Source organism: Micrococcus sp. iso_239 (genome assembly GCF_056173395.1).
The window spans coordinates 1,475,130-1,499,694 of the sequence record NZ_CM149672.1; the positions used below are offsets into that span (position 1 = coordinate 1,475,130).

Here is a 24,565-nt window from a genome sequence, read left to right on the forward strand (position 1 = left end):
GGCCGCGCGGTCAGGCCCGCGGCGCGCGGCGCTCGGGGTGGGAGAGGGCCTCGGTGACCTTGAACGCCATCTCCAGGGACTGCTGGTGGTTCAGCCGCGGGTCGCACAGCGTCTCGTAGCGGGCGTCGAAGTCGGCCTCGTTGATCGGGTCGGAGCCGCCCAGGCACTCGGCGACGTCGTCGCCGGTCAGCTCGACGTGCATGCCGCCCGGGTGCGTGCCGAGCTCGCGGTGCACCTCGAAGAAGCCGCTGACCTCGTCCATCACGTCCTCGAACCGGCGGGTCTTGTAGCCGTTGGCCGCGGTCACGGTGTTGCCGTGCATGGGGTCGGTGACCCACACCGGCTCCAGCCCCGCGTCCCGGACGCCCTCGACGATGCCGGGGAGCACGTCCCGGATCCGCTCCGCGCCCATGCGGGTGATGAAGGTCAGGCGGCCCGGCTCGCGCTCCGGGTCCAGCCGCTCGGCGAGCTCGAGCGCGTCCGCGACCGTGGTGGTCGGGCCGAGCTTCACGCCGATCGGGTTGCGGACCCGGGAGAGGAAGTCGACGTGGGCGCCGTCCACCTGGCGGGTGCGCTCGCCGATCCACAGGAAGTGGGCGCTCGTGGCGTAGGGGTCGCCGCTGCGCGAGTCCACGCGGGTCAGGGCGCGCTCGTAGTCGAGCAGGAGCGCCTCGTGGGCCGAGTAGAACTCGGTGCGGCGCATGGCCTCGAAGTCCACGCCCGCGGCGTTCATGAAGCGGACCGCGCGGTCGATCTCGGCGGCCATCTCCTCGTACTGGGCGTAGGCCGGGTTGGCCATGAAGCCCTGGTTCCACTGGTGCACGCTGCGCAGATCGGCGAAGCCGCCCTGGGTGAAGGCGCGGACCAGATTCAGGGTGGAGGCGGAGGTGTGGTACGCCTGCACCATCCGCCGGGCGTCGTGCCGGCGGGCCTGCTCGGTGAACTCGTAGCCGTTCACGATCTCGCCGCGGAAGCTGGGCAGCGTGACGCCGTCGCGGGTCTCCGTGTCCGAGGACCGCGGCTTGGCGAACTGGCCGGCGATCCGGCCCATCTTCACGACCGGCATGGAGGCGCCGTAGGTCAGCACTGCGGCCATCTGCAGGATGGTCTTCACCCGGGCGCTGATCCGGTTGGCGGTGGACCCGGCGAACGTCTCGGCGCAGTCGCCGCCCTGCAGGAGGAACGCGCGGCCCTGGGCGACGTCGGCCAGACGGGCGCGCAGCAGGTCGACCTCGCCCGCGAAGACGAGCGGGGGCAGGGCGCTCAGCTCGGCGACGGCGGCGCGGTGGTCGGCCTCGTCCGCCCAGGACGGCGCCTGTGCGATCGGCAGCGAGCGCCAGTGGTCCAGGCCGGGGATGTCGGCGGCGCCCTCCGAGATGGCGGTGCCGAAGGCCAGGATCTTCTCGCGGGGGTCTTCAGTCATGCACACCAGGCTAGGGGCCGCGTGCCGCGCCCCGGTCTGGGCGTCCCCGGATGACGACGCGCGGGCCCCGCTCAGTCGCCGGCGCGCGGCGGAGCGGCCACCCGGCCCGCCTTCACGTCCGCCGCGTAGGTGTCCACGTATTCCTGGCCCGACAGGCGCCGGATGGCCTCCATGATCTCGTCCGTCACCTCCCGCAGCACCCGGCGGTCGTCGGCTGCCGCGGCACGGCCGGAGAAGTCCAGCGGCTCGCCGAAGATCATGCCCAGGCGCCGGATCCGCGGCAGCACGTGGCCGATCGGCTGGACCCGGTCCGTGCCGATCATCGCGATGGGCACCACGGGCACGCCCGAGGCCAGCGCGAGCTTGGCCACGCCGATCTTGCCGCGATGCAGCCGCCCGTCCGGGCTGCGGGTGCCCTCCGGGTAGATCCCGAGCAGCCGGCCCTCCCGCAGCGCCGCGAGGCCCGCGTCCAGCGAGCGCAGGGACGCCTCTCCGCCGGAGCGGTCCATGGGCAGCTGGTTCGCGGCCTCGAAGAACCGGCGGGTGACCCACCCCTTCACGCCCGGGCCGGTGAAGTACTCGTGCTTGGCCAGGAAGTGCACCTGGCGGTCGAGCATGGCCGGCATGAACACCGAATCCGAGACGGACAGGTGGTTGCTGGCCAGGATCGCCGGGCCCTCGGCCGGCACGTTCGCGAGGCCCTTCACCCAGGGGCGGAACAGCAGGCGGGTGGCCGGAGCCACGGCGAACGTCTTGGCGGACCAGTAGAACGTGGACACGAGGGCCTTCCGGTCGGGGCGGTCGGGTGCCTGCCCATCGTACGGTCCGCCTGCCTTACCCTGGGAGCATGCCCCGCCCCGTCGCCGTCGCCCCCGAAGACCTGCCCCTGCGCCTCATGCCCGCCGCTCCCGCCCGGCGCGACCACTGCGTCGTGCTCCTGCACGGGTTCACCTCGACTCCGGCCTCCGTCCGCGCCTGGGCCGAGGGGCTCGCGGCAGGCGGCTCCCCCGTGAGCGTGCCCCTGCTGCCGGGGCACGGCACGCGGTGGGAGGACCTGGCCGCCACGGGTGCGGACGAGATCCGCGCCGCCGTCCGGGCCGTCGTGGACCTCGAGCTCGCCCGACACGGCCGCGTGGTCATGGCGGGCATCTCGATGGGCGGCGCCCTCGCGCTCGACGCCGCGGCCCACCGACCCGTGGCCGGCGTGCTCGTGGTGAACCCCGCGCTGCGCTTCGCCAGCCCCCTCGCCCCCTTCGCCCCGTTGCTGGCCCCGTTCGTCCCCACGGTCGCCCCGATCGCGGACGACATCGCGGACCCGACGGCACGCGAGCGCGCCTACCCCCGCACGCCGGTGGCCGGCGTCGCCGCCGTCGGCCGCATCCAGCGGGCCGCCCGCCGCGCCCTGCCGCGGATCACCGCTCCCGTGACGGTCTACCGGTCCGCCCGCGACGCCGTCGTGCCCGCCTCGAGCCACCGGACCCTGGTGCGGGGCCTGCGCCAGGCCCCCGTGGAGGTGGTGGGACTGCCCCGCAGCCGCCACGTCGCCACGCTCGACCACGACCTGCCGCTGCTGATCGACCACGGCCGGAGCGCGGTCGCCGCCATGACGACGCACTGAGTCGCGCCCGGACCCTGCCGCTGCCGGTTGTAGAGTGTGCGTGACACGACTCACACATACTTCCGTTCCGCCGACCACCGGTCGGCGGGACCGACCCAACGCCCGAGGAGTCCCATGCACGAGATCAGCGAGCCGTACCACCCCCGCCTGTCCCCGGAGGCGAACATCACGGACTTCCTGGAACGCCAGGCCACGGAGCGTCCCGACCACGGCCTCTTCGCGGTGCCCGACGCGCAGGACCAGTGGACGGACGTCTCCGCCCGGGACGCCCGCGAGCGCGTGCGGGCCCTGGCCAAGGGGCTGATCGCCGCCGGGATCCAGCCCGGGGAGACGGTCGGGCTCCTGGCCTCCACCCGCCTGGAGTGGACACTGGTCGACTTCGCCATCTGGTATGCCGGCGCGGTCACCGTGCCCGTGTACGAGACCTCCTCCGTCAGCCAGGTGTCCTGGATCATCGAGGACTCGCACGTGCGCGCCGTCGTGACCGGGAACGAGAACCTCGCCAAGACGGTGCGGGACGCGGTGCAGCGCGAGGGCCTGCCGGAGCTGATCGGCCTGTGGACGATGGACCCGGCCGACGGCGCCCCCGGCTCCGGTCTCGAGGCGCTCGTCGCCCTGGGCACGGACGTCACCGATGAGGAGCTCGAGACGCGCCGGTCCTCCGCCGGCCTGGCCGACCTGGCGACCATCATCTACACCTCCGGCACCACGGGCCGGCCCAAGGGCTGCGAGCTCACGCACGAGAACTTCGCGGAGCTCGTCAACCAGACCCTGTCCTCCTCGCTCGGCGACGTCGTCCGCCAGGACACCTCCACCGTGCTGTTCATCCCCCTGGCGCACGTGTTCGCGCGCTTCGTCTCGGTGCTCACCGTCGCCGCGGGCGCACGCTGCGGGCACGTCTCGGACATCAAGCGGCTCTCGGTCTCGCTGCAGACCTTCCAGCCGAGCTTCGTGCTGGCCGTGCCGCGCGTGTTCGAGAAGATCTACAACGCGGCGCTGCTCAACGCGCAGAGCGGCGGCAAGGAGAAGATCTTCCGCCGTGGCGCGGACGTGGCGATCCGCTGGTCCCGGGCGCTGGACTCGGGCCAGATGACGGCGCCCCTGCGGCTGCAGCGCGCGTTCTACTCCGCGCTGATCTACCGCCGGATCCGGACGGCCATGGGCGGCCGGCTCGCGTACGCGGTCTCCGGCGGCGGCCCCCTCTCCACCGACCTGGCGCACTTCTTCCGCGGCGTGGGCGTGACCATCCTCGAGGGCTACGGCCTCACCGAGACGACGGCCCCCATCACCGTGGGCCGGCCGGACCGGCTGAAGATCGGCACGGTCGGACACCCCCTCGGCGGCAACCAGGTGCGGATCGCCGAGGACGGCGAGATCCTCACGCGCGGCACCTCGCTGATGCGCGGCTACCACAACCGGCCGGAGGCGAACGAGGAGGCCTTCGAGGACGGCTGGTTCCGCACCGGCGACCTCGGGGCCCTGGACGACGACGGCTTCCTCACGATCACCGGCCGCAAGAAGGAGCTGCTGGTGACGGCCGGCGGCAAGAACGTGGCACCGGCGATGCTTGAGGACGCGATCCGCAGCGACGCGCTCGTCTCCCAGGTGATGGTGGTCGGCGACGGCAAGCCCTTCATCGCGGCGATCGTCACCCTCGACACCGACACCCTGCCCGCGTGGCTCGCCGCGAACGGGCTGCCGAAGGACCTCGACGTCGCTGCGGCCGCACGCGAGGACGCGGTGCGCCGCCACATCCAGGAGGCCGTGGACAAGGCCAACAGCCTGGTCTCGCGCGCCGAGGGGATCCGGGAGTTCCGCATCCTCGACCGCGACTTCTCCCTGGAGGAGGGCCATGTGACCCCGTCCCTGAAAATGCGCCGGTCGGCGATCATGAAGGACTTCGTCGCGCAGATCGCGGACATCTACGGGGAGCCCGCCCCGCAGAACTGAACGCCCCCTTCGACGACGGCGCCCGGCCCCCGCGGCCGGGCGTCGTCGTCCCCGCGGGTCCGGTCAGAGCAGACCGGAGTCCGGCACGTCCAGGCCCAGCAGCGCGTTCTCGACGACCTCGGTGAGGGCCGGGTGGGGCCAGTACTGGCCCCGCGCGAGCCGGTGGGCGTCGATGCCAAACGCCATGCCGGTCACGAGCGGCTGGATGAGGTTCGCGGCCTCGTGCCCCAGGATGTGCCCGCCCAGGATCCGTCCCGTGGCCTTCTCCGCGACGACGGTGCACACGCCCTCGGTGTCCTCCATGGCCCAGCCGTAGGCGACGTCCCCGAAGGACTGGGTCTTCACCGTGATCGCGTCCGCGCCGTAGTCGGCGAGCGCCTGCTCCACCGTGAGCCCGACGGAGGCCGCCTGCGGATGGGTGAACACGGCCGCCGGCACGGGGCCGAGCGTGTTGGCGCGAAGGTCGTCCGGATGCTCCAGGTTGTGCGCGACGACGCGGGCCTCGTGGTTGGCCACGTGCTTGAGCTGCCACGTGTTGGCGACATCCCCGAGCACGTAGACCCCCTCCACCGGAGCACCGTCGGAGAGTGCGCGCTGATGCTCGTCGCTGGCCAGGACGCCGCCGTCGGTGACGTCCAGTCCCGCGGCGGCGGGGTCGAGGCGGTCCGTGTTGGGCGTCCGGCCGACCGCGATCAGCACCGCGTCCGCCTCGATGGCCTCCTCCACGATGCCGGTCTGCTCCTGGCCCTCCGCGCGATCCAGGTGCGCCCGGACCCAGCCGTCCGCGGCCCGCTCGGCGTCCTCGACCGGTTCGATCCCGGCCGGGGTCCACCCCGTGCGCAGGTCCCACCGCCGGGCCGCGATCTTCGTGAACGTCGTGGACACGGACATGTCGTGCTGCTTGAGCAGCCGGTGGCCGCGGTTGACCTGGACGACCTCGGTCCCCAGCCCGGCGAAGACGGAGGCGAACTCGCAGGCGATGAACCCGCCGCCCACCACGAGCAGCCGCCGCGGCAGCCGATCCATCCGCATCACGGTGTCCGAGGTGTGCACCGACGGCAGGTCCAGGCCCGGGATCGCCGGGAGGGTGGGCCGCGACCCCGCGGCGACCACCACCTGGTCCGCCGTGATCTCCCGGCCCGAGGCGGTGCGCACGCGGCGGGGACCGACGAAGCGGACCTCCTCCTGGATCACGCTCGTGTAGTCCAGATCGTCCCGGCGGTAGCGGAGCCCGTCGCGGCTGATGCCGTCGATGCGCGTGAAGATGCGGTCCCGGATGGCCGGGAAGTCGGCGCCCGTGAACTCCAGCCCCACCCCGAGGCTCCGAGCCTCGGGGGGCAGCGCGGCCAGGCCGGCCGGGTAAGCGTACATCTTGGTGGGGATGCAGCCGACGTTCAGGCAGGTGCCGCCGAACGTGCCGGAGTCGGCGATCACGACGCTCCGGCCCTTCCAGTGTTCGCTGATCAGGGAGTTCCCCGATCCGGAGCCGATGATGAGCAGGTCGTGGTGTTCCGCAGAGGTGGCCATGCCTCCCAGGATAGGCACGGGCCCGGACGCGGTGGCGTCCGGGCCCGTGGGGCGGCCCGCCGGCGGCGGGCTCACGCGGGGCTCACTCGATCACGAGCAGCAGGTCTCCGCCGTTGACGGGCGTGACGCCCTCCGTGACCACGCGGCGCACGGTGCCCGCGGCCTGGGCCGTGATCGTGGCCTCCATCTTCATCGCCTCGATCGTGGCCACCGCCTGGCCGACCTCGACGGCGTCGCCCTCGGCCACCTGGACGGTGACCGAGCCCGCGAACGGGGCGGCGACGTGGCCGGGGGTGCCGGGGTCCGCCTTCTCCGCGGTCCGCACGGTGGACTCGATCGAGCGGTCCCGGACGGTCATCTGGCGCAGCTGGCCGTTCAGGGTGACCATCACCGTGCGCATGCCCTTCTCGTCCGGCTCGGAGACGGACATGAGGGTGGCGAGCAGCCGGACACCGCGTCCGAGCGAGATGACGTGCTCACGCCCGGGGACGAGGCCGTAGAGGAAGTCGCGGGTGTGCAGGGTGACGGTGTCCCCGAACTCCTCGCGGTGCGCCTCGAACTCCTTCGTGGGGCCGGGGAAGAGCAGGCGGTTCAGCACCGCGCGGCGGGTCTGTCCGGCCTCGGCGAGGGCGGTCGAGTCCTCCGCGGAGATCTCCACCATGCCCGCGCCCTCGCGGCGACCCTGGAGGGCCTTGGTCCGGAAGGGCTCCGGCCAGCCGCCGGGCGGGTCGCCGAGCTCGCCGCGCAGGAAGCCGATCACGGAGTCCGGGATGTCGAACTCCTGCGGACGCTCCGCGAACTCCTTCGGGTCCACACCGGAGCCGACCAGCTGCAGTGCCAGATCGCCCACCACCTTGGAGGACGGGGTGACCTTGACGAGGTGGCCGAGCAGGTCGTCGGCCGCGGCGTACATCGACTCGATGGCCTCGAACCGCTCCCCCAGGCCGAGGGCGATCGCCTGCGTGCGCAGGTTGGACAGCTGGCCGCCCGGGATCTCGTGGTGGTACACGCGGCCGGTCGGGGCGGGCAGCCCCGCCTCGAAGGGCGCGTACGCCGAGCGGACGGACTCCCAGTAGGGCTCCATCGCGGTGGCGGCCTCGAGGCCGAGACCGGTGTCCCGCTCGGTGTGCTCGAGCGCCGCGACCAGGGCGGACAGCGGCACCTGGCTGGTGGTGCCCGCCATGGACGCGGTGGCCGCGTCGACGGCGTCCACGCCGGCCTCCGCCGCCGCGAGCAGGGTGGCCAGCTGGCCGCCGGCGGTGTCGTGCGTGTGCAGGTGCACGGGCAGGTCGAACTCGGCGCGCAGGGCGGTGACGAGCTCGCGCGCGGCGGCGGGCCGCAGCAGGCCCGCCATGTCCTTGATCGCCAGGACGTGGGCGCCGGCGTCGACCATCCGGCGGGCGAGGCCCAGGTAGTAGTCGAGCGTGTAGAGCGTCTCCTTCGGGTCCGTCATGTTGCCCGTGTAGCACAGGGCCGCCTCGGCCACGGCGGTGCCCGTGGCACGCACCGCCTCGATGGCCGGGGTGATCTGCTCGACGTCGTTGAGGGCGTCGAAGATGCGGAACACGTCGACGCCGGACGCCGCGGCCTCGGCCACGAACGCGTCCGTCACCTTAGTGGGGTACGGCGTGTAGCCCACCGTGTTGCGGCCGCGCAGCAGCATCTGGATCGGGATGTTCGGCAGCTCCGCGCGCAGCAGCTCGAGGCGCTGCCACGGGTCCTCGTGGAGGAAGCGCAGCGCGACGTCGTACGTCGCCCCGCCCCAGGCCTCCACCGAGAGCAGCCCCGGCAGGGTGTGCGCGACGGCGGGCGCGGCGGCCAGCAGGTCGCGCGTGCGGACGCGGGTGGCCAGCAGGGACTGGTGGGCGTCGCGGAACGTGGTGTCCGTGACGGCCAGCGCGGTCTGCTCGCGCAGGGTGCGGGCGAAGCCCTCGGGGCCCTGCTCCAGCAGCACCTGACGCCAGCCGTGCGGGGGCGCCGCGTCCTCGTTCCGGCTCGGGCCGTCGAAGGGCGAGCGGTCCGGCTCCTGGTGCTTGTCACCCGGGTGCTCCGGGAGGCGGTCGCGGGGGTCGATGCCCTCGATGCGCGGGCCGTGCGGCTGGTTGACCGTGACGTCCACGAGGTACTGCAGGGCCTTGGAGCCGCGGTCCTGGGAGCGGTTCACCGTGGCCAGCTCGGGGTGCTTGTCGATGAAGTCCGTGGCGACGTCGCCGCTGACGAACTGCGGGTCGTCCATCACGTTCATCAGGAACGGGATGTTGGTGGCCACGCCGCGCACGCGGAACTCGGCCAGGGCGCGGCGCACGCGGCGCACGGCCGTGGCGTAGTCGCGTCCGCGGCAGGTGAGCTTGACCAGCATGGAGTCGAAGTGGGGGCTGATCTCCGCACCGGCGTAGATGGTGCCGCCGTCGAGGCGCACACCGGAGCCGCCGGCCGAGCGGTAGGCGGTGATGGTGCCGGTGTCCGGGCGGAAGCCGTTGGCCGGGTCCTCGGTGGTGATGCGGCACTGGATGGCGAAGCCGCGCACCTGGAGGGCGTCCTGGGTGATGCCCAGCTCGGGCAGGGTGGCGCCGGCGGCGATGCGCAGCTGCGCGCCCACCAGGTCCACGTCCGTGACCTCCTCGGTCACGGTGTGCTCCACCTGGATGCGGGGGTTCATCTCGATGAACACGTGCTGGCCCGCACGCTCGCCCGCCGTGTCCACGAGGAACTCGACGGTGCCCGCGTTGACGTACCCCATCTCCTTGGCGAAGGCGACGGCGTCCCGGTGCAGGGCCTGCCGGATCTCCTCGTCCAGGTTCGGGGCCGGGGCCATCTCGATGACCTTCTGGTGACGGCGCTGGAGCGAGCAGTCCCGCTCGAAGAGGTGCACGACGTTGCCCTCGCCGTCGGCGAGGATCTGCACCTCGATGTGCCGCGGCCGCAGGACGGCCTGCTCGAGGAACACGGTGGGGTCGCCGAAGGCGGTGTCCGCCTCGCGCATCGCGGCCTCGAGGGAGCCGCGCAGGTCCTCGCGGCGCTCGACGCGGCGCATGCCGCGGCCGCCGCCGCCGGCGACGGCCTTGACGAAGATGGGGAAGCCGATCTCCTCGGCCTGCTCCAGGAGCCACTCGACGTCGGCGCTCGGGTCCGAGGAGGCCAGGGTGGGGATGCCCGCGCGCTTGGCCGCGCGCAGGGCCTCGACCTTGTTGCCGGTCAGCTCGAGGACGTCGGCGGGCGGGCCGACGAAGGTGATCCCGTTCTCGGCCGCGGCGCGGGCCAGGCCGGCGTTCTCCGACAGGAAGCCGTAGCCCGGGTAGATCGCGTCGGCCCCGGCGTCCTTCGCCACGCGGATGATCTCGTCCACGTCGAGGTAGGCGCGCACGGGGTGGCCCTCGTCGCCGATGCGGTAGGCCTCGTCCGCCTTCTGGCGGTGGATCGAATTGCGGTCCTCGTAGGGGAAGACGGCGACGGTGCGGGCGCCCAGCTCGTAGCAGGCGCGGAAGGCGCGGACGGCGATCTCGCCGCGGTTGGCCACCAAGACCTTGGAGAAGACGGCGCCGGCTCCGGTCGACCCGGCCGCGTCCTCTGGAGGGGTGAAGTTCTCGACAGGTGCGGTCATGGTTGGGAGTGTGTCACACCGCGCCGGAGTTCCGCCTCATGTCGCACACAGTCACCGCTGCGAGACGAAAGATGACTGGTTCGGCGCTGTGGGGCGCCGACGCCGGCCCGGCCTCGTGCCGGGGCCGGCGTCGGCCGCGGGCGCCCCGCGGAGGAGGGTCAGGCGGAGCGGCGGGCCCGACGCCGCCCGGCCAGCTCGTCCCCCGGCTCGGGGGCGCCGACCACGCTCTCGCGGGGCAGCTCGGCGAGGCTGCCCTCGACCTCGCGCCACACGCGGCCGACGGCGATCCCGAAGACGCCCTGGCCGCCCTGGACGAGGTCCACGACCTCGTCCGCCGAGGTGCACTCGTACACCGAGGCGCCGTCGCTCATCAGGGTGATCTGCGCCAGGTCCTCGACCCCCCGCTCGCGCAGGTGGCCCACGGCGGTGCGGATCTGCTGGAGCGAGACGCCGGTGTCCAGGAGGCGCTTGACCACCTTGAGGACGAGGATGTCGCGGAACGAGTAGAGCCGCTGGGAGCCGGAGCCGGAGGCGCTGCGGACCGTGGGGGCCACGAGGTCCGTGCGGGCCCAGTAGTCGAGCTGGCGATAGGTGATGCCGGCGGCCTTGCACGCGGTGGGACCGCGGAAGCCGACGTCGTCGCCCCGGGTCGCGCCCTCGTCGAAGAGCGTGCCCTGGGTGCCGAGCGCGGGGGGCCGGCCAGGACCTGCAGTGGGTGTCACGGGGAACCTCCTGGTGCGGGGCCCCCGGTGCGGGAAGGGGACGCGACCGTCATGTGCCGCCGGTGACCGTGGCGGCGCTCCCCGGTGACCGTGGGGAGGACGACGGAGGCGCCCCGGGTGGCGGGGCCCTCTTTCCCTCGAAGGTACGCGCGGGTCCGGGGGCGGTCAACGAAGCTGGCGGCGAGGCCGCGCCGTGTCGCCCCGGCTCCGCTCAGGCGAAGTCCTCGGGGCGCACCGTGTCCAGGAAGTCGCGGAAGTCCTCGACGGCGCGCTCCTGGCCGGCGTCCTCCTCCCCCGTCCGCGCCGGCATGCCGGCGTCCGCGAGCACGGCGGGGCTGCCGAGCACGGGGGCGTCGGCGCGCAGGGCGACCACGACGGCGTCCGACGCGCGGGCGTCGACCCGGGCGCCCGTGGAGAGCACGAGCTCGGCGTGCACGACCTCGCCCCGGACCTCGGTGAGCCGCACCCGCACGACCTCGGCACCCAGGGCGTCGACGGCGGCCAGGAGCAGCTCATGGGTGAGGGGCCGGGGCGCGCGGACGCCCTCGAGCGCGAGCGCGGCGGCGGCGGCCTCGGGCGCGCCCACCCACAGCGGGACCATCGTGCGGCCAGGCGGATCCACCAGCAGGATCACGTGGTGCTGCTCGGGCAGCTCGACGCGCACGCCGAGCACGGAGAGCGGCACGTCGCCGACGTCGTCGGCGGGCACGGGGCGCGGCTCAGTCATCCCACTGCTCCAGCCCCTCGGCCACGAGGGCCGCGTGCAGCCGCAGGCTGGCCTGCGCGATCTCCCGTGCCGAGCGGGCCACGCGGGGGCGGGTGCCGGCGTCGCGGCGGGCCTGCAGCGGGGCGACGGCACGCTCCACCAGGCCCAGTTCGCGGTCGGCGGCGGCCCGCAGCGGGCGCAGGTGCCGGGGCTCCAGGCCGTGGCCCGCGAGCACGACGGCGGCCCGGGCCACGTCCATCGCGTGGCTCGGGTAGCCGCCGTCGGGATCGACGGGCAGGAGCGAGTACTGATCCAGCTCGGCCAGCAGCTCCTCGCCCGCCCCGGATTCGGCGGCGAGCTCGGCACGGGTCCACGACCGGCGGCCCCCGGCGACCTCGCGGCCGAGCCGCTCCGCGTCCGAGGACGCCGGGGCCGCCGCGGTTCCGGGCAGGCCGGTGGGGCGTTCACCGCGGTCCAGCGCGGCCAGGTGTTCGGCGATCACCTTGAGCGGCAGGAAGTGGTCGCGCTGCAGGGCGAGGACGAACCGGAGCCGGTCCACGTCCTCGGGCCGGAAGCGCCGGTAGCCGGCGCTGGTCCGCTCGGGCAGCACGAGGCCACGCTCCTCCAGGAAGCGCACCTTGGACGCGGTGACGCCGGGGAATTCGACTTCGAGGGAGGCTACGACCTCGCCGATGCCCAGCCGGCCCGCAGGGCGGGCGGTGGGGACGGCGTCGGGGCGCGGGCGCGGATCGGTCACGAGGATGACGGCTCAGCCCCGCGCCGGCCCGGCGTAGTACGTGAGCCGGTACTTGCCGATCTGCACGTGCATCCCGGAGCGCAGCAGGATCTCGTCCACGCGGTCGTGGTTCACGAAGGTGCCGTTGAGGGAGTTCAGGTCCACGAGCCGGTGGCCGCCGTCCTCGGCCCGGAACTCCGCGTGACGACGGGAGACGGTGACGTCGTCGAGGAAGATGTCCGCGTCCGGGTGGCGCCCCACGGAGACCACGTCCTCGTCCAGCAGGAAGCGGGCCGACTGGTCCGGGCCCTCGTGGGCGAGCAGCAGCGCGGAACCGGCCGGGAGGGCGCGGATCGCGTCCGACTCCTCACGGGTGAGGTCCGCCGAGACCAGCGGCGCCAGCTCGGTGAGGTTGATGGCGGATGTGGACAGGTCCGGTTCACGTCCGGGCTGGTTCATGGGGTGCTCCTGTGCGGGGGCCGGCGCCGCGGCGCCGGAGGGAGAGACGAAGGGGACGCCGTCGCCCCGCCGGCCGGCGGCGGGGCGACGGCGGACGGGGCTCAGCTGGTGTGCGAGGCGTAGCCCTCGGCGTCCATGAGGCCCTCGAGCTGGGCCTCGTCCGCGAGGGTGATCTCGAACAGCCAGCCGCCCTCGTAGGGGGCGGAGTTGACCAGGCCGGGCTCGCCGTCGAGCTCGTCGTTGACGGCGGCCACGGTGCCGGAGACCGGGGCGTAGATGTCCGAGACGGACTTCGTGGACTCGACCTCGCCCACCGCGGTGCCCGCGGTGACCTCGGTGCCGACCTCCGGCAGGTCCACGTACACGACGTCACCCAGCGCATCCTGGGCGAAGTCGGTGATGCCCACGCGGACCGTGCCGGCGGCACCGGCCTCGGCGATCCACTCGTGCTCGGCGGAGTACTTCAGGCCTTCGGGGATGGAGCTCATGGAGTGCGCGTCCTTTGTGTGGTCGGGAGGGATGACGTCGTCTCGCAGACTACCGAGCGGCGCGTGATTCGCGCCACTGGCGTGCTCAGAGCACGCCGCGCATGCCGCGACGCACCGGCTTGGCGATGGCCAGCACGATCAGGCCCACGCCGAGGGTGACCGCACCGATCGTGCCGAAGTAGCCCACCTCGTTCTGCTCCGAGTAGGAGCCGGCCAGGGAGCCGGCCAGGGCCGTGCCCAGGGCGACGGACAGGTTGTACAGCGACACCATCATCACCGGGAAGCTGCGCGGGGCGACCTTGGTGGCCAGGGAGAGGCCCACCGGGGAGACGAGCAGCTCGCCCATGGTGCAGACGAAGAGGATCAGCGTCAGCCACAGCAGCGGCACGGCGGCGATGTCGGCCACCGGGATGAACAGCAGGAAGGCGATGCCGATCAGGACGATGCCGATGCCGAACTTCACCGGGGTGGCGGGCTGGCGGGTGCCCAGCTTGGTCCACAGCGCGGCGAACACCGGGGCGAACACGATGATGAAGATCGGGTTGATGGAGTTGACCCACTCCATGGGCATGAGCCAGCCGAACAGGTTCCGGTCGAGGCGGTGCTCGGAGTACAGCGCGATCACGGTGAACTGCTGCTGGAAGAGGGCGAAGAACACGGACGTGCCGATGAACAGCGGGATGAACGCCTTCACGCGCGAGCGCTCCTCCTCCGAGACCTTCGTCGAGGTCAGCAGGACCGCGAAGATCGCGATGGCCGCGACGGCGGCGAGCACGACGACGGCGTCGGAGAGGTTGTCCAGGGTGATGACGTCCGTGAGGAACAGGGCCACGACGACGGCGACCATCCCCAGGCCGATCAGGCCCCAGCGGCCGTACTGCGACCGCGGCAGCGGATCCGGGACCCGGTGCACGTCCGTGGGCAGGTTCTTGCGGGTCAGGGCGTACTGCGTCAGGCCGATGGCCATGCCGGCGGCGGCGAGGCCGAAGCCCACGTGGAAGCCCATCGTGTCGCGCGCCAGGCCGGTGAGCAGCGGGCCGAAGAGGGCGCCGATGTTCACGCCCATGTAGAAGATGGAGAAGCCGGCATCGCGCTTGGGGTCCTCGCGGGAGTACAGGGAGCCGACGAGGTTCGTGGCGTTGGCCTTGAGGCCGCCCGAACCGACGGCGACGAGCACGAGGCCCAGGGTCAGGCCCGGGACGCCCGGGACGAGGGCCAGCGCGATGTGGCCCAACATGATCCCGACGGCGCTGACGAACATGGTGCGCTCGGAACCGAGCAGGCGGTCGGCGACCCAGCCGCCGAGGATGCAGAACACGTACACCATGCCGCCGTAGGCGCCGACGATGCCCGTGGCCACGGCCGGGTCGATCCCGAGGCCGCCCTCCGCGGCGGTCCAGGACATGTAGTACACGAGCATCGCCTGCATGCCGTAGAAGGAGAAGCGCTCCCACAGCTCCACGGAGAACAGGTTCGCCAGCGGGCCGGGCTGGCCGAGGAACGGGCGGCCGCGCCAGTCGGGGGTGGCGTCGTCGGGACGGGTGGCCGTCGACGCCGCCACGCGGGCGGACGGCTCGACGTCGGGCACGCGGCCCGCGAGAGGATTCTGGGGATTTTCCACCGATCTACTGTCCTCCCCTGAGGGAGCCAGAGCAAACTCCCCGCCCGATGACGCCGATCACATCCGCGGCCCGGGCGGCGTACGTCCTAGAGTGGAGGCCGTGTCCGTCACCTCCGAGATCGCCCGTGCCCGCTCGCTCATCCGTGTGGTCCCCGACCATCCCAGCCCGGGCGTGGCCTTCCAGGACATCACGCCCCTGCTCGCCGACGCCCGCGCCCTGAGGGAGTGTGTTGAGGCCCTGGTGGCGCCGTTCGAGGGGCGGTTCGACCTCGTGGCCGGCCTCGAGGCCCGCGGGTTCCTGCTCGCCGGGGCGGCCGCCGTCCTGACAGGCACCGGCCTCGTGCCGCTGCGCAAGGCCGGGCGCCTCCCGGCGCCCGCAGCCCGCGCGGACTACACGCTGGAGTACGGGACCGCGAGCATCGAGGTCTCCGAGGACCTGCGGGCCGGGTCACGGGTGCTCCTGCTCGACGACGTCCTCGCCACGGGCGGCACCCTCGCCGCCGGCCGACGGCTCATCGAGGCACGGGGTGCGGAGGTGGTGGGCGCGGCCTGCCTGCTGGAACTCAGGGCCCTCGGCGGCCGGGCCGTCGTGCCGGACACGCACGTGCTGTTCGCAGCCTGAACCGCCCGCCCGACCGACGGGGAGTGGCGGCAAAGGTGGCCCGGCCCCGGGTACGACGAAGCCGGAGCCCTGCGCTGCAGGACTCCGGCCTCGTGAATGTGGTCGGGCTGCTGCGAAACTACTGCCAACAAGCGCGGAGAACCGCGGAACTGGCCGAGCTCCTGGCCACGGCACGCGAGTCGACGCGGAGCCCGGGCGACCGCCTGGGCTGACCCCGTTTCGTAGGTCCAGTCGTTATGAGAGTCGTCCTGTTGCCCGCGGTCGCGGGCAGGGAGACTGGTCAGATCATGACGAACAGCAGGAAGCGTCACACCCCCGAGCAGGTCGTCCGTAAGCTCGGGCAGGCCGACAGGATGCTCGCCGATGGTCAGGACGTCGCGGCGGTGTGCCGGGAGCTCGGGGTGTCCGAGCAGACGTACTACCGGTGGCGGAACCAGTACGGCGGCCTCAAGGCCGACGACGCAAAGCGCCTGAAGGAGCTGGAGAAGCAGAACGCGACCCTGAAGCGTCTGCTCGCGGAAGCGGAGCTGGAGAAGGCCGCGCTCAAGGAGCTGGCTGAGGGAAACTTCTAAGCCCGGACAGGCGCCGCGCCGCCGTCGATCACCTCAAGCGCAAGTTGCGGGTGAGCGAACGGATGGCGTGCCGTCTGGTCGGGCTGAGCCGCTCCGCGTACCGGCGACCGCTCAAGGGCGACACGGTCGCGGACCCGGATCGGGCGCTCAGGAAGTGGCTGCGCGCCTGGGCGAAGGACCATCCCCGCTACGGGTATCGGCGGGCGTATCACGACGCCCGCGCCGAGGGGTGGGTGGTGAACCACAAGAAGATCCAACGCCTGTGGCGTGACGAAGGGCTCCGGGTCCCGCAGCGGCGTCGACGCAAGCGCGTCGGGTCCTCGACCGTCGACGCGCCGACGGCGGACGCGCCGAACGTGGTGTGGGCGGTGGACTTCCAGTTCGACGCCGACGAGCACGGACGACCGATCAAGATCTGCTCGATCGTCGACGAACACACCCGGGAGTGCATCGGCGGGCTCGTGGAGCGCTCGATTACCGCCGACCGACTCACCGCCCACCTCGAGGACCTCGTCGCCGCCCGGGGCGCCCCGGCGGTGCTCAGGTCGGACAACGGGCCGGAGTTCATCAGCGAGGCGATGGCCGACTGGGCCGGCACCCGCACCGGCCTGTCCTACATCCCTCCGGGCTCGCCGTGGCGCAACGGGTACGTCGAGTCGTTCAACAGCCGGATCCGCGACGAGTGCCTCAACATCAACAGCTTCTACTCGCTGCTGCACGCACAGGTCATCATCGGCGACTGGAAGGACGAGTACAACCACCACCGCCGGCACTCCTCGCTCGGCTACCTAACCCCAGCCGAGTACGCTCGGCAGTGCACCCATCAAATGGAAACCGACGACTCACAGAACGTCCGGACCGAATGAAGGGGGCGGCTCACGGCCCTGAGCGTCGGGAGAGTTCGCCATGCGTTCAACGGTCGGGTCTGCGGCCTCCAGACGCAAGCGACCCGCGATCTCGTTCGGCATCCATGACGCTGCGAGGTCGGCGTTGACGCGGGCCTCGAGTACCGGGTCCTTTGCCACTTTCCGGACCTGTGGGCGAGAGCGCTGGCGTTGCGCTTTCACGTCCGCGGTCACGGCTTGATAGCCGCGCGTCTTCGTCGAGTTCGGTCGAAGCTCTCTGGAGACCACCGAAGGGCATCTACCCAGGTGAGACGCGATCTTCCGGACTCCCCACCCGGCCTTCGATCCCGTCGAGATCTCCATCCGCTCCGTGAACGTGAGTCGCCGCCGCACCATCCCAGGCCTCCTCGCCTCGAGCCCCCACCGACCGGGAGTGTTGCTACGACGCTATGACACCACCAACCGACAGTCATCTCTTGCCGATTTACATTCAGCCGACGACCTGAATGAAGCCAGCAGCCGAATGCACTCGACGGTCTACGTCGAAGTCGTGGTCTGGTCCAGGTCTCGGCGTCCCTTGCGGAGCCCGATTTCGTAGGCTGTAAAGGAAATGAGCGTCAGTGCGATTAACGGCAGCACGAACCACGCCATGGCTACGGTGAATCCCTCCAGTGCATCGTGCGCTGTGGCAGCCAGCACAAGGTATCCGGTGTAGGCGGCGTACAAAACCACGAACAAGCCGCCCTCCCAACGCGCCACCGCGAAGCCCGTGAACGCGATCGGCAGTAGTGCCACTGCGGCCGCCAGCATTACTGGGATATCGAAGGCCACTGCGGCGCCGGATACGGGAATGCCCTCAAGAGAGATGAGCGCGGTTAGTCCTAGCACTACCCCTATGTTGAAGATATTGCTGCCGACCACGTTGCCCACCGCTAGGTCGCGTTCACCGCGACGCACGGCAATGATGGACGTCGCCAGCTCGGGCAGCGATGTCCCGACAGCCACAACGGTCAGTCCGACCACGAGGCTGCTTACGCCCAACGTGGTGGCTATGTTCACTGCTCCTTCCACGAGCAGCGTGGCACCGGCGACCAGCAACGCGACCCCCAGCAGCACAAAGAAGAGCGACCTGCTGACCGAGGCGCCTAGCGCAGCCCCTTCCTCGTCGGCTGGATCGACGGTTGCCGAATCTCCTGTCCCTTCCCGGGCATTCACCGCGGTCTTGGCGTCCCGCCGACTAATCACCACGGACATTATGGTGTGGACCACCACACCGAAAAATAGTATCAGCCCGTCCACCGCACTGATCCTCCCATCCAGGGACACAAGGAGCAGTAGAACTGACAAGACGACCATCAGGGGCAGGTCAAAGCGGATCAGCCTCCGCTTTACAGCGAGGGGAACGACCAGCGCGGACAGTCCCAGGATGAGCAGGACATTAATGATGTTGCTGCCAACCGCATTGCCCACGGCAAGCCCCGGTTCATCACGCAGTACAGCACCGACGCTCACTGCGAACTCGGGTGCCGACGTCGCCGCTGACACTACGGTGAGACCGATCACCAATGACGAAATCCCGAAACGTCCGGCCAGTGCTGACGCCCCACGCACCAAAAATTCCCCACCCAAGACCAGCAGCACCAGTCCGGCCACGATCCGTCCAATATCAAGCGCATCCATGAGTAGGAGTGTACGGACCACAGTTCAGGCCCTGCCACGAGCACCCGCTGACCTCGAGATTTCACTGGGGTGTGGTCTCGACGGGTGGGCGTCATAGAGAAAGGTGCTCCTGGCCTGGGATGATACGGGGTGTCGAGTCTCGTAATCCCTGGCCGGAAGGAGCACCTTTCAGGTGTCCCACCCTACCGTGTTCTTCTACCCCCGCCCGCGTGTGGACGTCGCTGAGGTCCCGGCGGCCTCGCATGCGGGCGCGGTGCTGCTGACCGACACGATCCACGCCACCGGCCTCGCCTCTTCGCTGCGTGAAGCGTTGGGTTCATGGACGAAACCGCTGGCCGAGCATCACGCCTCCAAGGTCCTGCTGGACCTAGGGCATGTCTGACAATCGTTTTGACCATGCGAGCACAGCATTCAGGACCACAGCGGCCCTGTAGATGATCGCGTACTTGTCATACCGGGTCGCCAGACCCCGCCACTGCTTCAGGTGCGCGTACTGACGCTCGATGACATTGCGGCCCTTGTAGGCGTCCGCGTCGAGGCCAATGGGGCGCCCGCCGCGGGCACCGCGCCGTCTGCGGTGGCCCTGCTGGTCGGCCGGTTCGGGGATGACCGCTTTGATCCCACGGGCACGTAGGTGAGTGCGGATCGCCCGGGAGGAGTACGCCTTATCGCCCAGCACCGCCGCAGGGCGGGTCCGGGGCCGCCCTACTGGCCGGGTCACGCGCAGCTGCTCCAGAAGAGGAAGCAGCATCGGGGAGTCCCCTGCCTGGCCGGGGGTGATCAGGCTGACCAGCGGCAGCCCGGTCCCGTCCACGAGCTGATGGATCTTCGTGCTCAGCCCGCCACGGGAGCGCCCGATGCCGTGATCGGCCGGCTCCTCACGCGGATTCTTGTAGTTCGACCCATCCCCCTGTGAGGCGGGTGATGTTCGTCGCGTGCTGATGCGCGCGGGCGATCGTGGAGTCCACCGAGACCGACCAATCGATCAGGCCTTCGGCGTCAGCGGCGGCGGTCAGCGTGGCCAGCACCGTGTCCCATGTGCCTTCTTCGGCCAAGCGCCGATGCCAGGTCCACACGGTCTGCCAGGGCCCGTAGACCTCGGGCAGATCCCTCCAAGCGATTCCGCACCTGTATCGGTAGATGATCGCCTCCACCATGGTGCGGGCGTCGGCGAACGGCCTGCCGGCGCGGCCGGTCCGGGTCGGGAGCATCGGGGCGATCAACTCCCATTGGGCGTCGGAGAGCATCTGGAACCGGGACATGTCCCCAGGGTCTCAGCTGACTCGTGCATCTATTCTCAGACACGCCCTAGCGATGACTCTCGCGGTGGGCGGGGAGGTCGCCCGTGACACCGACCTGCTGCGGTGCGAGCCGGGCCTGTTCGGTGACGTCGCCTCGGCCCCAACGATCTCCCGCACGCTCACCACCCTCGCTGAGGACGCGCCCGCCGTGATGACCGCGATCGCCAGGGCTCGCAGGACCGCGCGCGAGCAGGCCTGGGCCCTGGCCGGCGAGCATTCCCCGGCCGAGGGGACGAGCGCGAAGACCCCGCTGGTCATCGACCTCGACGCCACCCTGATCAACGTCCACAGTGAGAAGGAGCAAGCCGCCCCGACGTTCAAACGCGGCTTCGGCTACCACCCTCTGTACGCGTTCCTGGACCACGGCAGCGAAGGAACCGGGGAACCGCTCGCGATCCACCTTCGCCCCGGCAACGCGGGCTCGAACACCGCCAGCGATCACATCGCCGTCACCCGTCTGGCCCTTGCGCAGCTCCCACCGGCCCTGCTGGGCCGGGGCGGGCGGGGATCGAAAAAGGTCCTGATTCGCACCGACGGGGCCGGCGGCCCCAAGGACTTCGCGGGCTGGCTGGAGCGGCAGCGTCTGGCCTACTCAGTCGGGTTCACCCTCCCCGCGAACACTCCTGACCTGTTGGAACGTATTGATGAGGCGAAGGCGTGGACTCCTGCCTACGACACCGACACCGAAGGGATCCGCGATGGGGCATGGGTCGCGGAACTGACCGGACTACTGGACCTGCCCGGGTGGCCCCCGGAATGCGGGTAACCGTAAGGAAGGAACGCCCCCACCCCGGAGTGCAGCTACGGATCACCGATCACAAAGGGATGCGGATCACTGCGTTCGCGACCAACGCCCCACGCGGCCAGCTTCCAGTGCTGGAGCTGCGTCACCGCCGCCGCGCGCGCTGCGAGGACCGGATCCGCAACGCCAAGGACATGGGCCTGATGAAGTTCCCGCTGCAGGGATTCGCGCAGAACCAGGTCTGGTGCCAGATCGTCCAGCTCGCCGGCGTCATCGTCGCCTGGATGCAGGCCATCGCGCTGGCCGGCCATGATGCACGTCGCTGGGAGCCCAAACGGTTTCGCGCACGGTTGTTCGAGATCCCCGCGACCATCGTGCGCCGCTGTCGGCACAAGATCCTGCATTCGAGGCTCATCGCATTTGAGGGTGTAGCAAGGGTCTGAAGCCGCCTGATTCGAGGAGGCTGCGGGCGATGTAGTTGGTGAGGTTGCGGAAGCCGAGGGCGGAGCCGCGCAGGTGTTCGAGCCGGCCGTTGATCGCCTCCGTCGGACCGTTGCTGGTGCCCAGTCGCTCGAAGAACGCCAGCACGTCGGCGGCGCGTTTGGTCAGTGTCCGGCCGAGCTTGCCCAGTTCCTCGAGGGTGTCGGGGACCTTCTTGCTCAGCGCCGCGATCACCTTCTCCATCTTGGCCTTAGCCTTTGCGCGGTCGAATTCTCGATACGCGGCGACCATGGCCTGGTAGATCTCCCAGGCCGCTTCGACCGCGGCGTGCTTCTCGTGGGCGAAGAGGACGCTGAGGTGTTCTTTTTGGCGGTCGGTCAGCAGGCTCATCCCGGTGTGGAGGGTGCGGCGCAGTTGCGTCCGGCAGAGTGGTGTACGAATCCCGCAGCACGTTGACTCCGGTTGGCGTGTCGACCGCGAAGTAGAAGCGGTCACCGCGGGAGGCTTTCGAGGAAACTCTCACATCCCACTCGAAAGGGACACCCGCGATGACCGCTCCCCACGATATCGACCCCCAGGCGTTTCTGTCCGATCTGCTCACCCAGGCCTCGCCGGACTTGATGCGTCAGATGCTCACCACCTTCATCAATGCCCTGCTGTCGGCCGAGGCTGACAGCGTGTGCGGCGCCGCCTACGGCGCCCGCTCGGATGAGCGCACCAACCGGCGTAACGGCTACCGGCACCGGGACCTGGACACCCGCGCCGGCACCATCGACGTCGCGATCCCGAAACTGCGCGAAGGCACCTACTTTCCCGACTGGCTCCTGGAGCGGCGCCGCCGCGCCGAGGCAGCGCTGACCACGGTGGTCGCCACCTGCTACCTGCTCGGCGTCTCCACCCGCCGGATGGACAAACTGGTGCAGACTCTCGGCATCACGGGCCTGTCGAAATCGCAGGTCTCAGAGATGAGTAAAGACCTGGATGCACCGGTCGAAGCGTTCCGCACCCGGCCGCTCGATGCTGGGCCGTATCGGTTTGTCGCCGCCGACGCGCTCGTGCTCAAAGTGCGTGAACACGGCCGGGTCGTCAAGGTCGCCGCCATGGTCGCCACCGGCATCAACAACGACGGCTACCGCGAGATCCTCGGCCTGCAACTGGGCACCGCGGAGACCAGGGAGGGGTGGCTCGGGTTCTTCCGTGATCTGGCTGCCCGCGGCCTGTCGGGGGTGGAGCTGATCACCTCCGATGCCCATGCCGGGCTGGTCGAAGCGGCCGGGGCGGTGTTCGGGACGGCGCAGTGGCAGCGCTGCCGCACCCACTACGCGGCCAACCTGATGGCGGTGTGCCCGAAGTCGCAGTGGCCCGCGGTGAAAGCGCTGCTGCACAGCGTCTACACCCAGCCCGACGTCGAGGCGGTGATCGCCCAGTACGAGCACATGATCGACAGCCTGGCCACCCATCTGCCGGCCGCTGCCGAGCACCTCGAGGGCGCCCGCGATGAGGTGCTCACGTTCACGAAGTTCCCGAAGGAGGTGTGGAAGAAGATCTGGTCGAACAACCCGAACGAACGGCTCAACAAGGAGATCCGGAGACGCACCGACGTCGTCGGCATCTTCCCCAGCCGAGTCGCGGTGATTAGACTCCTCGGCGCGGTGCTGGCCGAGCAGCACGACGAATGGACCGAATCACGGCGCTACATGAGCCTGGAATTGCTGACCGCGACCGACACGATGCTCGCCGAAGCAGCCGCGAAAGCCGCGGCTGAACAAGCCGCCCTACAGGTCAGCGACACCATGACCGACGACCCCGGCCACGCGGCACTCGCCGCCTGACAACCCACCCGACCACGAGGAACCCGACAAAGCCTCGATACACCACTCAAAAGGACTTGACCATGGCTATGCCCGAGACCGACCTGCTGCGCATCGGCCGCTGGTGCCGTGAACGCGTGCCCGAGCACCTGTGGGATCAGGTGAGAGTAGAAGCCGAGATCGCCGACCGGCACGTCACGATCATCGAGACGCGGCCGCCGTGGGACGGGCAGGGCGACTGGACGCGGTTCCCGGTCGCGCGCCTGCGATACACCGTCAAGACCGGCCAGTGGAGCATCTACTGGCGTGACCGGCACATGAAGTTCCACGAGTACACGAAGAGGCGCCCGACGAAGAACGTCCAGAGTCTGCTCGACTACATCGGCAGCCACCAGGATCCGATCTTCTGGGGCTGAGAGCTCCCACGGCCGTGTCGGTACTCACCGCTACGGTCGGGAGTATGAGCGAAGAGCAATGGGATGAAGCGGCCTTCCGCGCATCGATCCCGGCCGCGCGCGAGAAGGTTGAGTTTGCCGCAAGGTTCTGCGAGATCGGCCCCTCACAGCCCCGCTGGGATAGTCACCGTCCCGTCGTCGAGTTGATCTTCTATCTCTGCAAGCTCGACTACGACATCAAGGTGCTCCTGCTGCCTTCCTGACCGATTGAAGCGCCCTGGGTTTGTTGGAGACTCCTGACCTTGGAAACGAGGATGGAGTTATGCCGAAAGAGCAGACAGCGGGGAAGCCGACGACGCGTCGGTATTCGCCGGAGGAGAAGGCCGCGGCGGTCCGGATGGTGAGGACGCTGCGTGCCGAGCTGGGGACCGAGCATGGGACCGTCAATCGGGTCGCGACGCAGCTCGGGTACGGGGTCGAGTCCGTGCGGATGTGGGTCAAGCAAGCCGACATCGACGACGGCGTCACCTCTGGCGTGAGCAGCGCTGAGGCGCGGCGGGTGCGTGAACTGGAGCAGGAAGTCCGGGAGTTGCGGCGGGCCAACGAGGTCCTCAAGCGTGCTGCGTCTTTCTTCGGGGCGGAGCTCGACCGCCACTACCGGAAGTAGTCGCGTTCATCGACGCGAACAAGGATGACCTGGTCGACGCTCGCCGGCTCGGAGTCGAGCTCATCTGCAGGCTGCTGCAGGTGGCTCCGAGCAGCTACTACGCCGCCAAGACCCGCGCCCCCTCGGCTCGCGCGGTGCGGGACGAGGAGCTGATCCCGCAGCTGGTCGAGCTCTAGGAGACGAACTACCGCGTCTACGGGGTCAGAAAGCTCTGGAAGACCGCGCGTCGCGCCGGGATCGACATCGGCCGAGATCAGACGGGCCGGCTCATGCGCGCCGCAGGGATTAAGGGCGCGACCAGGTCGAAGCGGGTGAAGACGACCCGGCCAGATCCGACCGCGGCGCGGCACCCGGACCTCGTGAAGCGGGAGTTCACCGCGCCTGCCCCGAACCGGCTCTGGGTCACCGACCTGGCGTTCGTGCCGACGTGGGCCGGCGTCGCGTACGTCTGCTTCATCGTCGACGCGTTCTCCCGGATGATCGTCGGGTGGCGGTGCGCGTCACACATGCGCACCGAGATGGTCCTCGACGCGATCGAGATGGCCCGCTGGTCCCGCGGCGCTCGCCACGAGGACCTGCGCTGCCACAGCTGTCAAGGGCCATTGAGTTCTGCCCATAGGCGGCCAGTGTTTCTTCCC

The 24,565-nt window shown here is 70.5% G+C and carries 19 protein-coding genes, 5 pseudogenes and 1 other annotated feature; of the genes and pseudogenes, 10 read left to right on the forward strand and 14 right to left on the reverse strand.

All coding sequences use genetic code 11. The features are described from left to right. Window positions 1-10: 10 nt before the first annotated feature. Both AC0VX2_RS06770 and AC0VX2_RS06775 read right to left on the reverse strand, forming a co-directional pair. Entirely contained in the window at window positions 11-1,423 is a 1,413-nt protein-coding gene (locus AC0VX2_RS06770) for a class II 3-deoxy-7-phosphoheptulonate synthase (RefSeq protein WP_036316682.1), read from the reverse strand. Window positions 1,424-1,494: 71 nt separating this feature from the next. Then, window positions 1,495-2,202 (reverse strand): lysophospholipid acyltransferase family protein, encoded by a 708-nt coding sequence (locus AC0VX2_RS06775; protein WP_098092486.1) that lies wholly within the window; start codon window positions 2,200-2,202, stop codon window positions 1,495-1,497. A 68-nt stretch (window positions 2,203-2,270) separates the two neighbouring features. Here AC0VX2_RS06775 and AC0VX2_RS06780 point away from each other — a divergent pair, with 68 nt between their 5' ends. Beyond that, the gene (locus AC0VX2_RS06780) at window positions 2,271-3,041 is read left to right on the forward strand and encodes an alpha/beta hydrolase (protein ID WP_060974301.1); all 771 of its coding nucleotides are present in this window, start codon (window positions 2,271-2,273) and stop codon (window positions 3,039-3,041) included. A 114-nt stretch (window positions 3,042-3,155) separates the two neighbouring features. Continuing rightward, window positions 3,156-4,991 (forward strand): AMP-dependent synthetase/ligase, encoded by a 1,836-nt coding sequence (locus AC0VX2_RS06785; RefSeq protein WP_129866927.1) that lies wholly within the window; start codon window positions 3,156-3,158, stop codon window positions 4,989-4,991. 63 nt (window positions 4,992-5,054) lie between these two features. Here the strand turns inward: AC0VX2_RS06785 and AC0VX2_RS06790 are convergent, their stop codons facing one another. The 8 genes from AC0VX2_RS06790 to AC0VX2_RS06825 form a co-directional block, all read right to left on the reverse strand. Beyond that, window positions 5,055-6,518, reverse strand: coding sequence for a mycothione reductase (locus AC0VX2_RS06790; RefSeq protein WP_355634381.1), 1,464 nt, complete (start codon window positions 6,516-6,518; stop codon window positions 5,055-5,057). Window positions 6,519-6,600: 82 nt separating this feature from the next. Continuing rightward, window positions 6,601-10,119 carry a pyruvate carboxylase gene (locus AC0VX2_RS06795; RefSeq protein WP_136939952.1) on the reverse strand — a complete coding sequence of 1,173 codons (3,519 nt, stop codon included), beginning with the start codon at window positions 10,117-10,119 and terminating at the stop codon, window positions 6,601-6,603. A 158-nt stretch (window positions 10,120-10,277) separates the two neighbouring features. Then, window positions 10,278-10,841: a MerR family transcriptional regulator gene (locus tag AC0VX2_RS06800; RefSeq protein ID WP_136939951.1), complete on the reverse strand. Its 564-nt coding sequence runs from the start codon at window positions 10,839-10,841 to the stop codon at window positions 10,278-10,280. A gap of 211 nt (window positions 10,842-11,052) precedes the next feature. Further along, window positions 11,053-11,568, reverse strand: a complete 516-nt coding sequence (locus AC0VX2_RS06805) for a bifunctional nuclease family protein (protein WP_136939950.1) — start codon at window positions 11,566-11,568, stop codon at window positions 11,053-11,055. Next, complete coding sequence (gene ftsR / locus AC0VX2_RS06810; protein WP_136939949.1) at window positions 11,561-12,304, reverse strand: transcriptional regulator FtsR; 744 nt, start codon at window positions 12,302-12,304, stop codon at window positions 11,561-11,563. The genes AC0VX2_RS06805 and ftsR overlap by 8 nt, the downstream gene beginning before the upstream one ends. A gap of 12 nt (window positions 12,305-12,316) precedes the next feature. Further along, a complete protein-coding gene (locus AC0VX2_RS06815; protein ID WP_002854606.1) occupies window positions 12,317-12,742 on the reverse strand; it encodes an FHA domain-containing protein in 426 nt (141 codons plus the stop codon). 101 nt (window positions 12,743-12,843) lie between these two features. Continuing rightward, a complete protein-coding gene (gene gcvH / locus AC0VX2_RS06820) occupies window positions 12,844-13,230 on the reverse strand; it encodes a glycine cleavage system protein GcvH (RefSeq protein WP_002854607.1) in 387 nt (128 codons plus the stop codon). Between the two features lie 85 nt (window positions 13,231-13,315). Then, window positions 13,316-14,818, reverse strand: a complete 1,503-nt coding sequence (locus AC0VX2_RS06825) for a peptide MFS transporter (protein ID WP_475432444.1) — start codon at window positions 14,816-14,818, stop codon at window positions 13,316-13,318. A 133-nt stretch (window positions 14,819-14,951) separates the two neighbouring features. Here AC0VX2_RS06825 and AC0VX2_RS06830 point away from each other — a divergent pair, with 133 nt between their 5' ends. Together AC0VX2_RS06830 and AC0VX2_RS06835 are read left to right on the forward strand one after the other, a co-directional pair. Further along, a complete protein-coding gene (locus AC0VX2_RS06830; RefSeq protein ID WP_043278777.1) occupies window positions 14,952-15,473 on the forward strand; it encodes an adenine phosphoribosyltransferase in 522 nt (173 codons plus the stop codon). Window positions 15,474-15,760: 287 nt separating this feature from the next. Continuing rightward, window positions 15,761-16,911 (forward strand): IS3 family transposase gene (locus tag AC0VX2_RS06835; RefSeq protein ID WP_206400145.1). Its coding sequence is split into 2 segments (ribosomal slippage): window positions 15,761-16,031 and window positions 16,031-16,911, totalling 1,152 coding nucleotides; the frame shifts between segments, so codons are not numbered across the junction. A 12-nt stretch (window positions 16,912-16,923) separates the two neighbouring features. On the opposite strand, the pseudogene AC0VX2_RS06840 reads toward AC0VX2_RS06835, so the two are convergent. Both AC0VX2_RS06840 and AC0VX2_RS06845 read right to left on the reverse strand, forming a co-directional pair. Continuing rightward, a pseudogene (locus AC0VX2_RS06840) lies at window positions 16,924-17,286 on the reverse strand (transposase); the annotation flags it as partial. A 141-nt stretch (window positions 17,287-17,427) separates the two neighbouring features. Next, entirely contained in the window at window positions 17,428-18,570 is a 1,143-nt protein-coding gene (locus tag AC0VX2_RS06845) for a calcium/sodium antiporter (protein ID WP_043282823.1), read from the reverse strand. 172 nt (window positions 18,571-18,742) lie between these two features. Here AC0VX2_RS06845 and AC0VX2_RS06850 point away from each other — a divergent pair. Then, window positions 18,743-18,940: pseudogene (locus AC0VX2_RS06850) on the forward strand (IS1380 family transposase); the annotation flags it as partial. Here AC0VX2_RS06850 and AC0VX2_RS06855 read toward each other — a convergent pair. Continuing rightward, window positions 18,938-19,832, reverse strand: a protein-coding gene (locus AC0VX2_RS06855; RefSeq protein ID WP_475432447.1) for an IS5 family transposase whose coding sequence is annotated in 2 segments (ribosomal slippage) — window positions 18,938-19,474 and window positions 19,476-19,832 — 894 coding nt in all. Because the reading frame shifts where the segments join, the coding sequence is not laid out codon by codon here. The pseudogene AC0VX2_RS06850 and the gene AC0VX2_RS06855 overlap by 3 nt on opposite strands. 46 nt (window positions 19,833-19,878) lie before the next feature. Between AC0VX2_RS06855 and AC0VX2_RS06860 the strand changes: the two are divergent. Then, window positions 19,879-21,017: pseudogene (locus tag AC0VX2_RS06860) on the forward strand (IS1380 family transposase); the annotation flags it as partial. Window positions 21,018-21,024: 7 nt separating this feature from the next. On the opposite strand, the pseudogene AC0VX2_RS06865 reads toward AC0VX2_RS06860, so the two are convergent. After that, window positions 21,025-21,465: pseudogene (locus AC0VX2_RS06865) on the reverse strand (ISL3 family transposase); the annotation flags it as partial. Window positions 21,466-21,602: 137 nt separating this feature from the next. Between AC0VX2_RS06865 and AC0VX2_RS06870 the strand changes: the two are divergent. The 4 genes and pseudogenes from AC0VX2_RS06870 to AC0VX2_RS06885 form a co-directional block, all read left to right on the forward strand. After that, window positions 21,603-22,886: an IS256 family transposase gene (locus tag AC0VX2_RS06870; protein WP_100057176.1), complete on the forward strand. Its 1,284-nt coding sequence runs from the start codon at window positions 21,603-21,605 to the stop codon at window positions 22,884-22,886. Window positions 22,887-22,954: 68 nt separating this feature from the next. Then, window positions 22,955-23,281 (forward strand): DUF3024 domain-containing protein, encoded by a 327-nt coding sequence (locus AC0VX2_RS06875; RefSeq protein WP_257997793.1) that lies wholly within the window; start codon window positions 22,955-22,957, stop codon window positions 23,279-23,281. Window positions 23,282-23,325: 44 nt separating this feature from the next. Beyond that, window positions 23,326-23,523, forward strand: coding sequence for a hypothetical protein (locus tag AC0VX2_RS06880; RefSeq protein ID WP_010078466.1), 198 nt, complete (start codon window positions 23,326-23,328; stop codon window positions 23,521-23,523). Between the two features lie 59 nt (window positions 23,524-23,582). Continuing rightward, a pseudogene (locus tag AC0VX2_RS06885) lies at window positions 23,583-24,526 on the forward strand (IS3 family transposase); the annotation flags it as partial. Beyond that, window positions 23,882-24,016: a sequence feature (AL1L pseudoknot), on the forward strand. It overlaps the preceding pseudogene by 135 nt. Window positions 24,527-24,565: the final 39 nt, after the last annotated feature.

What these genes read in the sequence shown, in the direction of transcription:
- AC0VX2_RS06770 (WP_036316682.1), bottom strand. Translation starts at nt 1,423, where the DNA reads ATGACTGAAGACCCCCGCGAGAAGATCCTGGCCTTCGGCACCGCCATC.
- AC0VX2_RS06780 (WP_060974301.1), top strand. Translation starts at nt 2,271, where the DNA reads ATGCCCCGCCCCGTCGCCGTCGCCCCCGAAGACCTGCCCCTGCGCCTC.
- AC0VX2_RS06785 (WP_129866927.1), top strand. Translation starts at nt 3,156, where the DNA reads ATGCACGAGATCAGCGAGCCGTACCACCCCCGCCTGTCCCCGGAGGCG.
- AC0VX2_RS06790 (WP_355634381.1), bottom strand. Translation starts at nt 6,518, where the DNA reads ATGGCCACCTCTGCGGAACACCACGACCTGCTCATCATCGGCTCCGGA.
- AC0VX2_RS06795 (WP_136939952.1), bottom strand. Translation starts at nt 10,119, where the DNA reads ATGACCGCACCTGTCGAGAACTTCACCCCTCCAGAGGACGCGGCCGGG.
- AC0VX2_RS06805 (WP_136939950.1), bottom strand. Translation starts at nt 11,568, where the DNA reads ATGACTGAGCCGCGCCCCGTGCCCGCCGACGACGTCGGCGACGTGCCG.
- AC0VX2_RS06815 (WP_002854606.1), bottom strand. Translation starts at nt 12,742, where the DNA reads ATGAACCAGCCCGGACGTGAACCGGACCTGTCCACATCCGCCATCAAC.
- gcvH (WP_002854607.1), bottom strand. Translation starts at nt 13,230, where the DNA reads ATGAGCTCCATCCCCGAAGGCCTGAAGTACTCCGCCGAGCACGAGTGG.
- AC0VX2_RS06845 (WP_043282823.1), bottom strand. Translation starts at nt 18,570, where the DNA reads ATGGATGCGCTTGATATTGGACGGATCGTGGCCGGACTGGTGCTGCTG.
- AC0VX2_RS06870 (WP_100057176.1), top strand. Translation starts at nt 21,603, where the DNA reads ATGACCGCTCCCCACGATATCGACCCCCAGGCGTTTCTGTCCGATCTG.
- AC0VX2_RS06875 (WP_257997793.1), top strand. Translation starts at nt 22,955, where the DNA reads ATGCCCGAGACCGACCTGCTGCGCATCGGCCGCTGGTGCCGTGAACGC.
- AC0VX2_RS06880 (WP_010078466.1), top strand. Translation starts at nt 23,326, where the DNA reads ATGAGCGAAGAGCAATGGGATGAAGCGGCCTTCCGCGCATCGATCCCG.